The 17,144-nt window shown below is 45.5% G+C and carries 12 protein-coding genes; 10 read left to right on the top strand and 2 right to left on the bottom strand.

Annotated elements, in window-relative coordinates; translation table 11 throughout:
* Positions 1 to 18: 18 nt before the first annotated feature.
* The 5 genes from ONT18_RS09570 (at position 19) to ONT18_RS09550 (ending at position 10,458) form a co-directional block, all read left to right on the top strand.
* The gene (locus ONT18_RS09570) at positions 19 to 1,281 is read left to right on the top strand and encodes an ammonium transporter (protein WP_118153030.1); all 1,263 of its coding nucleotides are present in this window, start codon (positions 19 to 21) and stop codon (positions 1,279 to 1,281) included.
* 202 nt (positions 1,282 to 1,483) lie between these two features.
* The gene (locus tag ONT18_RS09565; RefSeq protein WP_264905197.1) at positions 1,484 to 2,203 is read left to right on the top strand and encodes a hypothetical protein; all 720 of its coding nucleotides are present in this window, start codon (positions 1,484 to 1,486) and stop codon (positions 2,201 to 2,203) included.
* 499 nt (positions 2,204 to 2,702) lie between these two features.
* A complete protein-coding gene (gene asnB / locus ONT18_RS09560) occupies positions 2,703 to 4,490 on the top strand; it encodes an asparagine synthase B (protein WP_264905196.1) in 1,788 nt (595 codons plus the stop codon).
* Positions 4,491 to 4,571: 81 nt separating this feature from the next.
* On the top strand, positions 4,572 to 9,095 hold the full coding sequence (gene gltB, locus ONT18_RS09555; RefSeq protein WP_234563821.1) for a glutamate synthase large subunit: 4,524 nt from the start codon (positions 4,572 to 4,574) through the stop codon (positions 9,093 to 9,095).
* A gap of 19 nt (positions 9,096 to 9,114) precedes the next feature.
* On the top strand, positions 9,115 to 10,458 hold the full coding sequence (locus ONT18_RS09550) for a glutamate synthase subunit beta (RefSeq protein ID WP_264905194.1): 1,344 nt from the start codon (positions 9,115 to 9,117) through the stop codon (positions 10,456 to 10,458).
* Positions 10,459 to 10,473: 15 nt separating this feature from the next.
* On the opposite strand, the gene ONT18_RS09545 is transcribed toward ONT18_RS09550, so the two are convergent.
* Entirely contained in the window at positions 10,474 to 10,731 is a 258-nt protein-coding gene (locus ONT18_RS09545; protein WP_182000951.1) for a hypothetical protein, read from the bottom strand.
* 43 nt (positions 10,732 to 10,774) lie between these two features.
* On the opposite strand from ONT18_RS09545, the gene ONT18_RS09540 reads away from it, so the two are divergent.
* The 5 genes from ONT18_RS09540 to ONT18_RS09520 all read left to right on the top strand — a co-directional run bounded on the left by ONT18_RS09540 (position 10,775) and on the right by ONT18_RS09520 (position 15,571).
* Positions 10,775 to 11,833, top strand: coding sequence for a glycoside hydrolase family 43 protein (locus ONT18_RS09540; protein WP_264905191.1), 1,059 nt, complete (start codon positions 10,775 to 10,777; stop codon positions 11,831 to 11,833).
* Between the two features lie 385 nt (positions 11,834 to 12,218).
* The gene (locus ONT18_RS09535) at positions 12,219 to 12,911 is read left to right on the top strand and encodes an Abi family protein (RefSeq protein ID WP_264905189.1); all 693 of its coding nucleotides are present in this window, start codon (positions 12,219 to 12,221) and stop codon (positions 12,909 to 12,911) included.
* A 90-nt stretch (positions 12,912 to 13,001) separates the two neighbouring features.
* Positions 13,002 to 13,250, top strand: a complete 249-nt coding sequence (locus ONT18_RS09530) for an RNA polymerase sigma factor (protein ID WP_264905187.1) — start codon at positions 13,002 to 13,004, stop codon at positions 13,248 to 13,250.
* On the top strand, positions 13,247 to 14,692 hold the full coding sequence (locus ONT18_RS09525; protein WP_264905185.1) for a sigma-70 family RNA polymerase sigma factor: 1,446 nt from the start codon (positions 13,247 to 13,249) through the stop codon (positions 14,690 to 14,692). Before ONT18_RS09530 ends, ONT18_RS09525 begins: the two co-directional genes overlap by 4 nt.
* 75 nt (positions 14,693 to 14,767) lie before the next feature.
* Positions 14,768 to 15,571, top strand: coding sequence for a class I SAM-dependent methyltransferase (locus ONT18_RS09520; RefSeq protein ID WP_100766125.1), 804 nt, complete (start codon positions 14,768 to 14,770; stop codon positions 15,569 to 15,571).
* 62 nt (positions 15,572 to 15,633) lie between these two features.
* Here ONT18_RS09520 and mobV read toward each other — a convergent pair whose 3' ends face one another.
* Positions 15,634 to 16,989: a MobV family relaxase gene (mobV, locus tag ONT18_RS09515; RefSeq protein WP_264905183.1), complete on the bottom strand. Its 1,356-nt coding sequence runs from the start codon at positions 16,987 to 16,989 to the stop codon at positions 15,634 to 15,636.
* Between the last annotated feature and the right edge of the window lie 155 nt (positions 16,990 to 17,144).

Raw genomic sequence — 17,144 nt, 5'->3', positions numbered from 1 at the left:
CTTTAAAGATTTTATGTTATGAGTGTACAGGATTTAGGAATTTCAGTAGATACCGTATGGATGCTCTTGGCAGCCATGTTGGTCTTTTTCATGCAGCCGGGATTTGCCCTCTGCGAGGCGGGCTTTACCCGTAGTAAAAATACAGCGAACATCTTGTTTAAGAACTTTGTCGATTTTATGATCGGTTCCGTTCTCTTCTGGTTCGTAGGTTTCGGATTTATGTTTGGTAGCGATGGCGCCGGTTTCATCGGTATGCCTAACTTCGGCGATTTGTCTTTCTATACAAATGCAGCCGGTCTTCCTACTGAAGGCTTCCTGATGTTTGAAACCGTATTCTGCGCTACTAGTGCTACCATCGTTTCAGGTGCTATGGCAGAACGTACCAAGTTCTCCATGTACTGCGTTTACTCATTCTTCATTTCATTGATTATCTACCCTGTAGAGGGTCACTGGACATGGGGCGGCGGTTGGCTTTGTAACAGCGAGGCAGGCTCATTCATGATGAACACCTTCGGTGCTGCCTTCCATGATTTCGCAGGTTCTGCCATCGTACATAGTGTTGGTGGTGTACTTGCCTTGGTTGGTGCTATCTGCTTAGGTCCTCGTCTTGGTAAGTATCGCAATGGTAAGAGTACTGCTATCCCAGGTCACAATCTGATGGCTGCTGCTCTTGGTGTATTCATCCTTTGGTTCGGATGGTTCGGATTCAACCCTGGTTCTCAGCTCGCTGCTTCTGGTGAGGTTAACCGTGTTGCTATCAGTCACGTATTCCTTACAACCAACTTGGCTGCAGTCTGCGGTGGTTTGGGTACCATGTTCACATCTTGGATTAAGTATGGCAAGCCATCATTCTCATTGACATTGAATGGTATCTTGGCTGGTTTGGTAGCCATTACTGCTGGTTGCGACTTGGTTAGTCCATTGGGTTCAGCCATCATCGGTCTCTTGGCAGGTATCATCTTGGTATTCTCTATTGAGTTCATCGATACCAAGCTTCATATTGATGATCCTGTTGGTGCAAGTTCTGTTCATGGTGTTTGTGGTATCTTCGGTACCTTGATGACTGGTCTCTTCGCTCTTGATGGTGGCGCCTTCTATGGTGGTGGCTTCGGATTCTTCGGTGCTCAGTGCTTCGGTATCCTCTGCATCGACCTTTGGGCAGCCGTAACAGGTATCATCCTCTTCTGGGGTATCAAGAAGATTGCTGGTCTCCGTGTTGACAAGAGAATTGAGGAAGAAGGTCTCGATATCTATGAGCATGGTGAAAGTTGCTACAACTAAAGAAACTTTCATATAGCGAGCGAGAGAGATTTTTCAGCAGAAGTTTTGGCGAGCAGAGTTATAATTAGTACCTTTGAATAAGGTACGCTGCATCTCAACAATATAAATAAATCGCAATTTATTTTGTGTTGTCTTCGATTTGCAGTACCTTTGCTGCCGAAACTTTTAAAAACAAAAATGTATCACATAAAAATAAGAGAATATGAAGAAGATTTTTGATATAAAGAAGATGGGTGCCCTTGCACTCGGTTTGGTTGCTTTTGTTCCTGCTGCTTCTGCTCAGGATGAGGTTGAAACTACAATCGCTGCAGATGTCGTAAACCAGTATATCTGGCGTGGTCAGGATCTCGGTAACGTATCTCTCCAGCCAACACTTGGTATTGGCTATAAAGGTTTCTCATTGACAGGTTGGGGTAGTGTAGGCCTTTCTAAATGGGATGATACCAAGGAATTCGACCTGACTGCTGCCTATACAACAGGAGGCTTTACCATTGGAATTACCGACTACTGGTTTAATTCTGGTGATGGTCGCTACTTCGAGTACGATTCTCATAAGACAGCACATGTTTTTGAAGCCAATATTGGTTACGACTTCGGTCCTGTAGCCTTGAACTGGTATACCAACTTTGCGGGAGCAGATGGTCTTAACAAGGATGGTGACCGTGCTTATTCTTCATATGTTGAGGCTACAGCCCCATTCAAGTTGGGCGGTTGTGATTGGGCAGCAAGTATAGGCGCAGTTCCATTTGCTACATCTTTCTATGGTGATGCCAATGGTTTTGCAGTTACCAATGTTTCACTGAAAGCTACCAAGGATTTGAAGATTACAGATTCTTTCTCTGTTCCAGTCTTCGCTCAGGTAGCTGCTAACCCTAGCACCGAAAAAGCTTACCTGGTAGTAGGTTTTACCTTGCAGCCATAATAGGCTCTTAGGTTTTACGATATAATCTTACGTTGGTAGGTTTAAGTTTTTATTTTTTTATTTTAAATGCCGATAGTTCCACCAAAGAGCTATCGGCATTTTTTTTGTATGATATGGGGGTAAGAAACTGTGTATAATGCTCTGGATACTTTGTTGCATATCTATTAGCGTATAATATGCCCTGGATACGCTTTATTTATCTTAAAAATGATTGTATTTTACAGATTGTAATTAAATAGTATATTTTTCTTTTCAGTTTATCATATGTTTCAACCTAATATGCGTTAATATGTTATTGTTGTGATAAAGTAAAGACAAAATGCTACTAATCTTTTCTTTATTCTAACAAAAAGTTGTAATTTTGCACCCGAAACATAGCAAAAAGTAATTTTAAGCTTTGTTTTTGCTTGGCTTGCTCCTAAAAGAATGGATTGGACATGCCAAGGTGAATAAGAGAGAATAATAGTTAAAAATAACCGTAAAAGAAAGGAAAAGATTTATGTGTGGAATCGTATCTATCTTCAATATTCAGGAGCAGACTCCTGAATTGCGACAGCAAGCGCTTCGTATGAGCCAGAAGATTCGCCATCGCGGACCAGACTGGAGTGGAATCTACTGTGGTGGTTCTGCTATCCTGGCACATGAGCGTCTGAGTATTGTTGACCCTGAAAGCGGTCGCCAACCTTTGTTTGCACCAGACAAGAAACAGGTGCTTGCCGTAAACGGTGAGATTTATAATCATCAGGACATCCGTGCTCGTTTTGCTGGCAAATACCAGTATCAGACCGGTTCCGACTGTGAAGTGATTCTTTCTCTCTATCGTGAGATGCGAGCAGATTCCGACTTTGATTCCTTAATATATAAAGGTGAGGATGCGCTCCACGCCCGTATCTCCAAGATGCTTGAAGAGCTGAACGGTATCTTTGCCTTCGCACTTTACGATGCCGAACGTGATGAGTTTCTCATCGCCCGCGACCCTATCGGTGTGATTCCTCTTTATATCGGTTATGATAAAGGTGGAAAGGTGCTGGTGGCAAGTGAGTTGAAGGCTTTGGAAGGTCAGTGCGACCACTATGAGCCATTCCTCCCAGGCCATTATTATTATAGCAAGAACCCTGGCATGAAGCGTTACTATACACGCGATTGGTTTGAGTATGCTGCCATGCAGAAAAAATATCAGATTGATGATGCCAAGAAGGCTGAAGAACAGCTGAAGGATGCTGAACCTCAGGAGAAAGCGGCAGTGAAAGAGATTCATGATGCCTTGGAGGCTTCTGTCAAACGTCAGTTGATGAGTGATGTTCCTTATGGTGTCCTTCTCAGTGGTGGTCTTGATTCTTCTGTTATCTCTGCTGTAGCCGAGAAATATTCTTCTACCCGTGTAGAGAATGGGGGAGAGACCAAGGCGTATTGGCCACGTCTGCACTCCTTCGCTGTTGGTTTGAAGGGTGCGCCTGATCTGGCAAAGGCACGTTTGGTTGCCGAACACATCGGAACCGTGCATCACGAAATCAACTACACCATTCAGGAAGGTCTGGATGCCATCCGTGATGTCATCTATTTTATCGAGACCTATGATGTTACCACTGTGCGTGCATCTACCCCGATGTATCTGCTGGCGAGAGTCATCCGAAGCATGGGTATCAAGATGGTGCTTTCGGGCGAGGGTGCTGACGAGGTATTCGGAGGTTATCTCTACTTCCATAAAGCACCGGATGCCAAGGCATTCCATGAGGAAACCGTACGAAAGTTGGGTAAACTCTATCTCTACGATTGTCTGAGAGCTAACAAAAGTTTGGCAGCATGGGGCATCGAGGGCCGTGTGCCTTTCCTCGACAAGGAGTTCCTGGATGTAGCGATGGGTATGAACCCGGTTTTGAAGATGTGTCCGGATAAGACCATCGAGAAAAAGGTGGTTCGTGAGGCATTTGCCGATTTGCTTCCAGAAGAAGTGGCATGGCGACAGAAGGAACAGTTCTCAGATGGTGTGGGCTATTCATGGATTGATACCCTGAAGCAGATTACCGCATCTGCCGTCAGCGATGAGCAGATGGCGCATGCTGCTGAGCGATTCCCTATCAACCCTCCACAGAATAAGGAGGAGTATTATTATCGTTCTATCTTCGCCGAGCATTTCCCAAGCGACAGCGCTGCCAAGAGCGTACCTAGTGTGCCTAGCGTAGCATGTTCTACAGCCGAAGCCCTTGCCTGGGATGCCTCATTCAAGAACCAGAACGACCCTAGTGGCAGAGCCGTGGCGGGAGTTCACGAACAGGCGTATAAATAAGTGAAGAGTGAAGAATCACTTTGTACTTCATATTTAAGTAATAAAAATAGTTAGAAATAACCGATATAAAACGAACAAGAAATGGAAAAAGGATTGTACAGTTCAGCCTATGAGCACGATGCGTGTGGCGTAGGTATGGTGGTGAATATCCACGGTAACAAGAGTCATGAGCTGGTTGATAACGCCTTGAAGGTACTCGAGAACATGCGTCATCGTGGTGCAGAGGGTGCCGATAACAAGACGGGTGATGGTGCCGGTATCATGCTCCAGATTCCACATGAGTTTATTCTTCTTCAGGGTATCCCAGTGCCAGAAAAAGGTAAATATGGTACGGGTCTCGTCTTCTTGCCTAAGGATGAGAAGAAACAGCAGGATATTCTCTCTATCATGATTGAGGAAATTGAACGCGAGGGATTGCAGCTGATGCATCTCCGCAATGTGCCTACTAACCCTGATTGTTTGGGTGAGGCTGCTTTGAGTAACGAACCAGCTATCAAACAGGTGTTTATCACAGGTGTTACAGATGATAAGGTGCCTGTCTTTGAGCGCACCCTCTATCTTATCCGTAAACGTATTGAGAAACGTGTCAGTGATCCTGATTTCTATATTTGTTCGTTGTCTAATTCGAACATCGTATATAAGGGTATGTTGAGCAGCCTCCAGTTGCGCCAATATTATCCTGACTTGACCAATAATTATTTCACAAGCGGTCTGGCTCTGGTTCACTCCCGCTTCTCTACCAACACCTTCCCAACATGGAGTCTGGCGCAGCCATTCCGTCTCCTTGCCCATAATGGTGAGATCAACACCATCCGTGGCAACCGTGCCTGGATGAAGGCTCGTGAGAGTGTGTTGAGCAGTGAGGCTTTGGGCGATATCCGTGAGATTTCTCCTATCGTTCAGCCTAATATGAGTGACTCTGCAAGCCTTGATAATGTATTTGAGTTCTTCGTGATGAGCGGTTTGTCATTGCCTCATGCCATGGCTGTCATGGTGCCTGAGAGCTTCAATGACAAGAACCCTATCTCTGAGGATCTGAAGGCTTTCTATGAGTATCACTCTATCCTGATGGAGCCATGGGATGGTCCTGCTGCCTTGCTCTTCAGCGATGGCCGCTACGCCGGTGGTATGCTCGATAGAAATGGTCTGCGTCCTGCCCGCTACACCATCACCAAGAACGATATGATGGTAGTCGCATCTGAGGTAGGTGTGATGGATTTCGATCCTACTGAGATTGCCGAGAAGGGTCGTCTGCAGCCTGGTAAGATTCTCCTCATCGATACACAGGAAGGTAAGATCTACTACGATGGTGAAATCAAGGAGCGCCTGGCTGCCCAGCATCCATATCGCCAGTGGTTGAACACCAATCGTATTGAACTGGAGAAACTTCGCAGTGGTCGTAAGGTGGAAAATGGTGTGGATAACCTCACTCGCAAGGAATTGGAATTCGGTTTTGGCGAGGAAGATATCGACGGTACCATCATCCCAATGGCTACCAAGGGTCAGGAACCTACAGCTTCTATGGGTAATGATACTCCGCTTGCTGTGCTTTCCGACCAGCCACAGATTTTCTTCAACTACTTCCGTCAGCAGTTTGCTCAGGTTACCAACCCTGCCATCGACTCCATCCGTGAGAACCTTGTGATGAGTCTTACCGAGTATATCGGTAGAGTAGGTTCCGGTATCTTGAACCCAGACGAAAGCAACTGCAAGATGGTCCGTCTGCCACATCCTATCCTGACCAATACTCAGCTGGATATCCTTCAAAATATCCGCTACAAGGGATTTAATACAGTAAAACTCCACATGCTCTTCGAAACCGCCAAGGGCGAAGAAGGACTGCATGAGGCTCTGGATGAGCTCTGCAAGCAGGCAGCACAGAGCGTGGATGATGGTTACAACTACATCATCTTGAGCGACCGTGGCGTGGATGAGACCCATGCCGCCATTCCATCTCTGCTCGCCGTGAGTGCCGTACATCATTATCTGATTGATGCCGGCAAGCGTGTGCAGACTGCCCTCATCGTAGAGAGCGGTGAGATTCGTGAGGTAATGCATGCAGCCCTCCTGTTGGGTTACGGTGCATCAGCCCTCTGTCCATACTTGACATACGCCATCCTCGACGACCTTGTAAAGAAGGGAAAGATTCAGGAGGATTACCATACAGCCGAGCAGAACTACATCAAGGCTGTGAAGAAGGGCTTGTTCAAGATTATGGCTAAGATGGGTATTTCTACCATCCGAAGCTATCGTGGAGCCAAGATCTTCGAGAGCATCGGTTTGAGCGAGAGCCTCCTGAAGAGCTACTTCGGAACAGAGGTGAGCACCATCGGCGGTATCGGACTCGAGACCATCGCCCGTGATGCCATCCGCCTGCACGACAAGGCATTCGAGACCAAGAAGCTCGAGTTCCTGCCAAGTATGGGACAGTTCCACTACCGCAAGGACGGTATCAAGCACGCTTGGAACCCAGAGACCATCGCCACCCTGCAGCTCGCAACCCGCAAGGGCGATTATGATCTCTTCAAGAAATATACACATCTCGTTGACGATAAGCAGGAGCCTATCTTCATCCGCGACTTCTTCACCTTCCGCAAGAATCCTATCTCTATAGATAAGGTGGAGCCGGTAGAGGAAATCGTGAAGCACTTCGTTACCGGTGCGATGAGTTTCGGTGCCCTCTCCAAAGAGGCTCACGAGGCAATGGCACTCGCCATGAACGCCCTCGGTGCCCGAAGCAATACCGGTGAAGGTGGTGAGGATAACGAGCGATTCCATTCTACACAGGATGGCATCAGCCTCTCAAGCAAAACTAAGCAGGTGGCTTCCGGTCGATTCGGTGTGACTACAGAATATTTGGTAAATGCAGAGGAAATCCAGATCAAGGTGGCACAGGGTGCTAAACCGGGTGAGGGTGGTCAGTTGCCTGGCTTCAAGGTTAACGAGGTCATCGCCAAGACCCGTCACTCTATCCCTGGCATCAGCTTGATTTCTCCTCCACCTCATCACGATATCTACAGTATCGAGGATTTGGCTCAGCTCATCTTCGACCTCAAGAACGTAAACCCTAAGGCGGCTATCTCTGTGAAGTTGGTTGCTGAGAGTGGTGTGGGTACCATCGCTGCCGGTGTGGCTAAGGCAAAGGCCGACCTCATCGTTATCTCTGGTGCTGAGGGCGGTACAGGTGCCAGCCCTGCATCAAGTATGCGTTTCGCTGGTATCTCTCCTGAAATCGGACTTTCTGAAACCCAGCAGACACTGGTGAAGAACGGTCTTCGTGGTCAGGTTCGCCTGCAGGTAGATGGTCAGTTGAAGAGCGGTCGTGACATCATTCTGATGGCTTTGCTCGGTGCTGAGGAATTCAGTTTCGGTACTGCCGCCCTCATCGTATTGGGTTGTGTCATGATGCGTAAGTGTAACCTGAATACCTGTCCTATGGGTGTTGCCACACAGGATCCTAAGCTCCGTGCGCACTTCCGTGGCAGCTACAAGTATCTTATCAACTACTTCCGCTTCCTCGCTGAGGAGGTTCGTGAGTATCTGGCAGAGATGGGTTACACCTCATTGAACGATATCATCGGCCATACCGAGCTCATCATCCGCAAGAAGGATGAGGAGATTGTTCCTACCGAGGGTTCGGATGCCGTAGAGCCAGAGGTGGCCAAGAGCATCAAGGAGAAGGCCGACTTGCTCGATTTCTCTCGTCTCTTGCATCGTGAGACAGGTCATTGCTCGCTCTATCATACTACCGAGCAGATTCATGACCTCGACAATGTACTCGACCAGCAGTTGATTCGTGGTGCACAGCGTGCCATCGAGAACCAGGAAGAGGTGAACCTCGATTTTGCCATCAAGAATACCGATCGTGCTGCCGGTGTGATGCTGAGCGGTATGATTGCCGAGAAATATGGTGAGGCTGGTCTTCCAGACAAGACCGTGAACGTGAAGTTCAAGGGTTCTGCAGGTCAGAGCTTCGGTGCCTTCCTGGTTAAGGGAGTGGATTTCAAACTCGAAGGTGAGACCAATGACTATTTCGCCAAGGGACTTTCAGGAGGTCGTGTTTCCATCCTTCCTCCTATCCGCAGCAACTTCTCTGCTGAGGATAACATCATCGCCGGTAACACCGGTCTGTATGGTGCCACAAGCGGTGAGTTGTATATCAATGGTAAGGTAGGCGAGCGCTTCGGTGTTCGTAACTCCGGTGCCATCGCCGTGATTGAGGGTGCTGGCGACCACTGCTGCGAGTATATGACGGGCGGTAGAGTAGTAGTGCTCGGTGAAACTGGCCGTAACTTCGCCGCTGGTATGAGTGGTGGTGTTGCCTACGTATGGGATAAGAACCACAACTTCGATTACTTCTGTAACATGGATATGGTGGAGATCAACCTCGTGGAGGACAGCACCTATCGCAAGGAGTTGCATGAGCTGATCCGTCAGCATTATCTCTACACTGGCAGTAAGCTTGCCCGTACCATGCTCGACGACTGGAACCACTACGTAGAGGATTTCATCCAGGTAGTGCCAATCGAGTACAAGCGAGTTCTCCAGGAGGAGCAGGTAAAGAAGTTGCAGCAGAAGATTGCGGATATGCAGCGAGATTACTAATTTTAAAATTAGAAAAAAGATGGGAAATCCAAAAGCATTTTTGACTATACCTCGCAAGGAAGCAGGTTATAGACCAATTCACGATAGAATCCTCGACTTTAGCGAGGTAGAACAGACATTGAATAGCAACGATCGCCGACAGCAGGCTTCACGTTGCATGGATTGTGGTGTGCCTTTCTGTCACTGGGCTTGTCCGCTGGGCAATAAGGCACCGGAGTGGAATGATGCCCTCTACAAGGGCGACTGGGAGCAGGCTTACCGCCTCCTAAATTCCACCAACGACTTCCCTGAGTTCACAGGACGCATCTGTCCTGCACTCTGCGAGAAGGCGTGTGTATTGAATCTCATGGATCATGAGCCAACCACCAACCGTGAGGATGAGTGTGCCATCGTGGAGCACGCCTTCTCTGAGGATTATGTACATGTTGAGATTCCTGAGCGTAATGGCAAGACGGTGGCTGTCATCGGTGCCGGTCCTGCGGGATTGGTAGCTGCCAACCAGTTGAACCATAAGGGCTATAAGGTAACTGTATTCGAGGCACGTGAGAATGCCGGTGGTCTGTTGCGTTATGGTATTCCAAACTTCAAGCTCAACAAGAGCATCATCGACCGCCGTCTCCGTCTTCTCGAAGAGGAGGGTATTGAATTCAGATACAACCAGCATATTGACGTTACCAAGTTGTCAGAAGGCTTCGATGCCTATGTGGTATCTACCGGTACGCCAACGGCACGCGACCTGAAAATTCCTGGAAGAGAATTGAAGGGCGTTTATTTCGCCCTCGAGCTGCTTTCTCAGCAGAACCGTATCCTCGCCGGTATGGAGTTCTCTAAGGACGAACTGGTTAACTGCAAGGGCAAGGATGTATTGGTAATCGGTGGTGGTGATACGGGTTCCGACTGTATCGGAACTGCTCATCGTCAGGGTTGCAAGAGCGTAACCCAGATAGAAATCATGCCGAAGCCTGTAGAAGGCCCTGAGGATCCTAAGAATCCTTGGCCAAACTGGCCTCGCACCCTGAAGACCACTTCAAGTCATGAGGAAGGCTGTACTCGCCGCTGGAACATCAACTCTCTGGAGTTCCTCGGAAAGAATGGCAAGTTGACAGGCGTGAAGGTTCAGCCTATTGATTGGGAACCAAACCCTGAGGGTGGCCGTCCGTTGATGGTAGAGGCTGGTGAGCCAGAAATAATCAAGGCTGAGGCTGTATTCCTGGCAATGGGCTTCTTGAAGCCACAGCAGCCTGAATTTGCCGAGAATGTATTCGTGGCAGGCGATGCAGCAAGCGGTGCCTCTCTGGTAGTACGCGCCATGGCAAGCGGCAGAAAAATAGCTGCCCAGGTAGATAAGTTCCTGAACAAATAAATCGGTTATTTTTAACTATAAGTGTAGGGAGGTTGACCTCAGTGATGAGGTTTTCCTCCCTTTTTTCTCCCTCCCTTTTTTCTTTCCTCCTTTTTTTCTTTCCTCCCTCTCCTTTGTCTTCTGTTCCGTCCCCCTTCTGCCCCCGTTCCAGGCGATTCCATCGCCTGTCCCATGAATAATAATCAATAAAAAAAGACCATTATTCGTGAATTCTCCCCATATTTCCCTTAATAATTTGGCATTCTCAAATATAAAGTGTAAATTTGCACTCAAAAAACTTCAGCTAATTATAATTAAACTAAGGAAATAACAGAAAATGAAAAAGAAATTATCAACCGTTCTTTTAGCATTGGCTGCCTTTATGCCAATGACAGCACAGAATCCTGTAAAGGGAGATTATGGTTATCTCTATTGTCACATGAGCGATAAGGGTGAGTGGACAGCCTATGCCATTTCTCGTGATGGTTACAACTATCAGGACATCAATGGTGGCAACCCAATCTTCAATCCAGAAGAGCACGCCCGCATCGAAGGCGGTACCCGCGATGCCTACATCACCCGCATGCACAATGGCAAGGGTTACATCATGGTTACCACCGATATGTGCGTGCGCAAGAGCCACAAGTGGGATAACTATGGTATCGATCTCCTGAAGAGTAAGGATTTGAAGAACTGGACCAGCGTTACCTTCGATTTCCGCAAGGGCATGCAGAACTTCTGCGATGCTGCTACAGCTACATCTCCTTATAAGGATTGGAGCACCATCAACCGTGTATGGGCACCTCAGATTTTCTGGGATCCTGACTATCGTTGGGAAAATGGAGAAAAAGGCGGATACATGATCTACTATTCCATGCTCAACCGTGCTGAGGAGAAGTACGACCGCATGTATTACAGTTATGCCGACAAAACATTCACCAAACTCACCACTCCTAAGCTACTTTTCGACTGGGGCTATGCTACCATCGATGCCGATATCAACTTCCTGAAGAGCGATGGACTTTACCACATGCTCATCAAGAAAGAGGGTGGAAAGAGAGGTATCTTCACCGCTACCAGCAAATATCTCAATCATGGTTGGAGCGCTCCTGTCGATGATGACTTTGTAAGTTTCGAGGGAAATAAACTGACAGAAGGAAGTTCTGCCTTCCAGCTTATCGGTGATGATACCTGGCGTGTGGCTTACATCCAGTACAGCGACCATCCTAAACATTATCGTATCTGCAAGGCAGATAAGTATCTCCGCAATTTCTCCGATCCTGTAGATATCAAGGGAGTTACGGCTCCTCAGCATGGCAGTTTCATGAGAATTACCAAGAACGAGTACAAAATGCTCCAGAAATGGGATAAGGAGTTAAAAAATAAAGCAAAATAGGCGATTTTTTCATTAAAATTACGCTAAAATCTGCTGAATAGCTTAGAATGAGCGATTTATGAGTGTTTCACCTCAATGGAGGTAATGATTTAGCAACGGTTCTAATTTCTGCAATCTGCATACGTTTGCTTACCTAACAACTCTTATTAACTGCAAAATTACAACAATAACACGAAACCGCAAGGGATTTTTGCAACTTTTACAGTTAAATTTCTGTAATTATATAATGTGGCATAATCGTAATCACAGAAAAAAAATGTATTTTTGTAGGCAAGAATCATATAAAAACAAGACCCGATAGCTTGACGAATCAGAGGCTACCGGGAATCAACGCTACAAAGATAGTGTTTTTTCTTGTTACAACCAAGTAAATGGACGATTTTTTATGGAATATTTAGAATTTGAGCGAATCTTGTCTGCCAAACGAATGCAGAGATATAAGGATGCTGCGAATGGTGACACTCGCAAGGCTATGGCTTTGTATCGCTACAACTTACGTTTGTCGCAGGAGATGTTTACGATAGTTAGCTGCTTTGAAGTGGCATTGCGTAATGCGATTGATAGTCTTTTGGTGCCGACCTTGGGAGAGAATTGGCTGAAAGATTCTGTTCAAGACAATGGAATATTCTCCAATGGACGCATGAACGAGACAAGGAAAATCATAGAAAAGGCATACAACCGATTGAATAGACAAGGCATATACTCTCATTCCAAACTGATTGCAGAAATGGAATTTGGTGTTTGGAAATATATGTATTCCTCACTACAATATCGTGTGACAGGACAATGTCTGCTAAGGGCATTCCCTAACAAACCTCGTTCGTCAGCTGCGATTCAATACAACAACACATACATATTCAATGAACTTGACAAGGTGAACAGTTTGAGAAACAGAATTGCACACCATGAACCTATCTGTTTCAGACTTCATGCATCGGAAATTGACACAAGTTACATCGTCAATGAATACCAGAAAATTCAGACTTTATTCTCTTGGATGGGAATAGATTCTCGCTCAGTGTTGTATGGGCTCGACCATGTGCAGAGTGTCTGTTCCAAAATCAATGCCTTAAAATAACTCATATTTACATTCTTTAACCAAATTTCGTGCAGTCATCAAGCCATTGGTGTATCTATATCAAAATAGATAGTACGAAACAATTCGCTCATGGCTTCGAATATAACAACATTAGTAGAAAAAGCAAAACTAGGTGACGCTGACGCTTTCAGCACATTATACCAGATGTATTATCCTAAGATGAAAGGGATATGCATCAATATTCTTAGAGAGGACAAGGCTGTCGTTGATGACCTTGTCCAAGATGCTTTTGTACTTGCGTTTGTTTCGTTGAAAGACTTGAAAAATACTCATGGTTTAGTCAATGGCTTACAAGTATCACCACTAACCTTGTCTTGAAATATCAGGAGAAAGGTAAGAAGTACAATTTCATTTCCTTGTCTGAAATAGAGGAAGATTTTAGTATCGTGTTGGAAAATGACAGTGCTTCCCAGCAATCAATTCAGTATGAGGAAATCATGTCGGCAATAGACAATTTGCCAGAAGGGTATAAGAAAATATTCAATATGTCCGTATTGGATGGCTTATCACATCGAGAAATCGGAGAATTGCTTGATATTGCCCCACATAGTTCTTCCTCACAATTGGCAAGGGCAAAGGCAATGTTGCGAAATACATTGTTTCCAAGGGCTATGCTTCTCATCGCATTGGCGTTGATAGTCATTCCTGTATATAGATATTTTACAGCAAAGAAGAAACTCGTTTCTAAAAATGATGTGAATATAGTTAGAACCCGAAAGCCAAGTAAAGGCATTACGCCTATGCAAAAGAAACCTAATGTTTCTGTTAGTAGTGCGCAAAATGCTGTTTTATGCTCTAATTATCTAAGTGTTCAACATGGAAAGAACACTGTAATAACTGTTAGTGATTCTATTAAGGCTGGTCAAAATGTTATTGTCGAAATATCCGATTCTTTGCAGGAGAGCCAACATTTTTTGGCAGATAACAAGCGAGATAGTATCATCATAAAAGATTCTGTCTATACACCTATTCCAAATGAGGAAAAATGGATTGCAGGTGATACAAGGACGCACAAGAAAAGTAAATGGCAATTGCTTGCAGCAGGTTCTTTGGGTACTACTCTTGCACAAAACGTCTATAAGATTATAGCAGGCAGCGGTGATGATATAACGAGTGAACAACCATCAGAAAAGAGCTTTACGACATGGGAAGAGTATGCGGAATATCTACATCGCTTAACTCCAACAGACCATACGGCTGAAAATGTTGCCATGATGGATATTGCCGATAACAACAAGGGTAAAATTGAAGAGGCAGAACATCATGACAAACCTATAACATTAGGATTGGCTGTGAACAAGAATATTGGAAAGCATTGGAGTTTGGAAACAGGACTCCAATACTCTTACTTGAAATCATACTTCACCTTAGGTACAGGCGATTACCGTGTTGACAAGGAACAAAAGTTACATTACATCGGTATTCCTGTCAAGCTCTCATACCAATTCATGAGGTACAAGAGGCTGTCAGCTTATGGTTCAGCAGGAGCAAGCATTCAGATACCATTATATGGAAAGACTTATGCAGATTATATAGTAGGAGGAAAGTCTGGCTATACAACGGATTGGAAGACAACATCTTCAATGCAGTGGACTGTTAACACAAACATTGGAATACAATATCAATTTGCACCAAAGCTGACTTTATTTGTTGAGCCTACGCTGAATTGGTATATTCCGAATGGAAGTGCTGTCAAGAATGCTTGGACAGAACGTCCATTTACCTTGACTGTGCCTTTCGGCATTAGGTTCTCTTGGTAAAAAAGTCTCATTTTGCGTGCAGTCTTTATGAACTTTCTGTATCTATATTTACAGAAAGTTCAAAAAATAAGATACATGCAAAAAAGACATACAGACAGGAAGATGTATTTCCGTGACTTGGAGATAACATCTAAGGAGTTTTACATCAGTTACTTGTCAGATTTCACGGAACTGACATCAAAGAGTAGAATCTTGGAGGTTGGCTGTGGCGAAGGAGGAAACTTAGTTCCCTTTGCACAGTTGGGCTGCAAGGTGACAGGCATAGATGTTGCGGAATGCAGAATCAAAGATGCTAAGGCATACTTTTCTGAGATCTGTAATCATGCAACATTTGTATGCTGTGATTTCATGCAATATCCTGTTCCATGTAATGAAGAGGATAAATATGATGTAATACTATTGCATGATGTGATAGAACACGTTCCGACAAAAGAACTTTTTCTTGTACACCTAAGAAAATTTCTGAAAACAAAAGGTGTGCTGTTTGTCGGATTTCCAGCATGGCAGATGCCTTTTGGGGGACATCAACAGATTTGCAGAAGCAAACTTTGCTCCCATCTTCCATTCATTCACTTGTTGTCAAACCCTTTATACAAGTTGTTGCTAAAAACATGCAATGAAGAGAAAGGAACAATAAATGAACTTATGAGCATAAAAGATTGCCGAACAAGTATAGAGTTGTTTGAAAGACTCATACACCAATGTGGCTTTTCGGTAACTGACCAAAAACTTTGGTTCATCAATCCTCATTACAAGCAGAAGTTCCATCTTACCCCACGGCTCTTGCCTCATTGGGTCTGGAGAGTGAAGTATATCAGAAATTTCTTCACCACTTCATGCTGGTATGTATTAAGCATCGGTAATAAAGAGAAATTTTAAAGGAAAGTTATATCGTAAAACTTGATAATCCATGAGGGCGCTAAGCGTACCCTCATAGATTTTTATAATCTTAGACTTTTTGTTTCTGAAAACAAATGTAACTTTAGGTTATTCCATTGCTCTTTGAACCATTCAACAATAGGCTGTCTATTGACATATAAAAACAATTGGTTAGGCTTGGTAGAATCAGCGAACACCTTGATTTCTGCATTCTCCACTTTGAACTTTCTTCTGTGTTCCTCGGAATAGAGTGAACCGCTAAAGTTGAGTGCCTTTCCGGTCAGAAGCACTCCGATTTGCTCGATGGAGAAGCCAATCTTCCTGCACAGGTCTTCCATTTGCAAGCGTGCATCCAACATAGGGAACCAACGCTTGGCTTTGCGGATGATGTCGTTGAGTAAAGAAACCTCTTCTGTGTGCTTGCTCTCTAAATTCGCAACCTCCGATTGGTGCTTCTGCCGCATCTCGCCAAGCTGTTTACTGTGGCTGTCCTCCATTCGCTGCACCTTCTCATGGAGTTCGTCTATGTATTGCTCTCGGTCTGTTACAAGCTCACACAACTTTCGGTTGTGTTGTTCCACCTCCTTCAATTTTCCACTGCCCAAAAGAGAACCAATCTTTGAAAGAAGGGCGGTCTTTGCTTCCATCTTAGCAGCCTGTAGCTTCTCCGTGCTGATTTCACTCTTGGTTTGTTGTAGAAGTTGTTCTGCTTCCTCTACATCGGATTGCAATAGTTTCATGCAGTTTTGAAGTCTCTCCGTCTCTCGCTTGATGTTGCGGTAATACTGTGCCGTGGTGGTATGCCTCGCATCCGATCCACGGATACCTCTCATCAAGCCATACTTGTTCATGGCTTCAGCATAACTGTCGTGATAGCCAATCATCTTGTCTCGGTTGAGTACATCATCGGCACACAACCTCACGGCATTGGCTTTTTTGCGGTATGTCCGCTTGCCCTCGTCCGTAGTCTTACTCCTCGCCTTTCTTCGCTCGCCTGTCACTATCGGAACGATTGAGGCATGGAGGTGTGGCGTGTGCTCGTCCATGTGGAGAACCACCGAAACGACATTCTCCTTGCCGAACGTGTCCTGCAACCACTTCAAGCTGTCGTTGCACCAATCGTCAAGCTGATCATTGGCTGCGATGTTCATCATGTCCTCGTGCGTTCCAGACAGCACGGTTCTAATCACCCTCACCTGGTCATTGGTTATCTTGCGCTTGATGCCTGCCGTCTTGATGCGGTGGGCGATGGCTTCGTCACGACCATACACACCGCTCGGCATCTTGACAAGCTCACGGTTGAGGTGAGTTCTCGTAGGGTCAGCGTTGTCGGGTATCACCTTGCGCTCTATGTGGTCTGACTCCCTTGCGTCAGAGCTGCCCTTTGCCTTCTTGAAATCCAAACTGAAATGTCCCATAATAAACTTGTTTTTGAGTTGTACAAATCCGCTTGCCGCATTGCGCCCTGCGCATGGCTCACGGGGTTTCAAAAGGGGATGCCCCTTTGCTCAAATGGGTGTTTTTAGCGGTGGCGTGCCACTGCGTCAAGAAAACGCCCTATTGAGCTATGGCT

It is taken from the genome of Segatella copri (assembly GCF_026015295.1).
GTDB classification, from domain to species: Bacteria; Bacteroidota; Bacteroidia; order Bacteroidales; family Bacteroidaceae; genus Prevotella; species Prevotella copri_C.
The sequence above is the reverse complement of the archived record's forward strand: the minus strand, read 5'-3'. Positions and strand labels throughout refer to the sequence as shown.

Bases quoted from the DNA above. Each gene is read 5' to 3' on its own strand.
- ONT18_RS09570 (WP_118153030.1), top strand. From the start codon at position 19: ATGAGTGTACAGGATTTAGGAATTTCAGTAGATACCGTATGGATGCTC.
- ONT18_RS09565 (WP_264905197.1), top strand. From the start codon at position 1,484: ATGAAGAAGATTTTTGATATAAAGAAGATGGGTGCCCTTGCACTCGGT.
- asnB (WP_264905196.1), top strand. From the start codon at position 2,703: ATGTGTGGAATCGTATCTATCTTCAATATTCAGGAGCAGACTCCTGAA.
- gltB (WP_234563821.1), top strand. From the start codon at position 4,572: ATGGAAAAAGGATTGTACAGTTCAGCCTATGAGCACGATGCGTGTGGC.
- ONT18_RS09550 (WP_264905194.1), top strand. From the start codon at position 9,115: ATGGGAAATCCAAAAGCATTTTTGACTATACCTCGCAAGGAAGCAGGT.
- ONT18_RS09540 (WP_264905191.1), top strand. From the start codon at position 10,775: ATGAAAAAGAAATTATCAACCGTTCTTTTAGCATTGGCTGCCTTTATG.
- ONT18_RS09535 (WP_264905189.1), top strand. From the start codon at position 12,219: ATGGAATATTTAGAATTTGAGCGAATCTTGTCTGCCAAACGAATGCAG.
- ONT18_RS09530 (WP_264905187.1), top strand. From the start codon at position 13,002: ATGGCTTCGAATATAACAACATTAGTAGAAAAAGCAAAACTAGGTGAC.
- ONT18_RS09520 (WP_100766125.1), top strand. From the start codon at position 14,768: ATGCAAAAAAGACATACAGACAGGAAGATGTATTTCCGTGACTTGGAG.
- mobV (WP_264905183.1), bottom strand. From the start codon at position 16,989: ATGGGACATTTCAGTTTGGATTTCAAGAAGGCAAAGGGCAGCTCTGAC.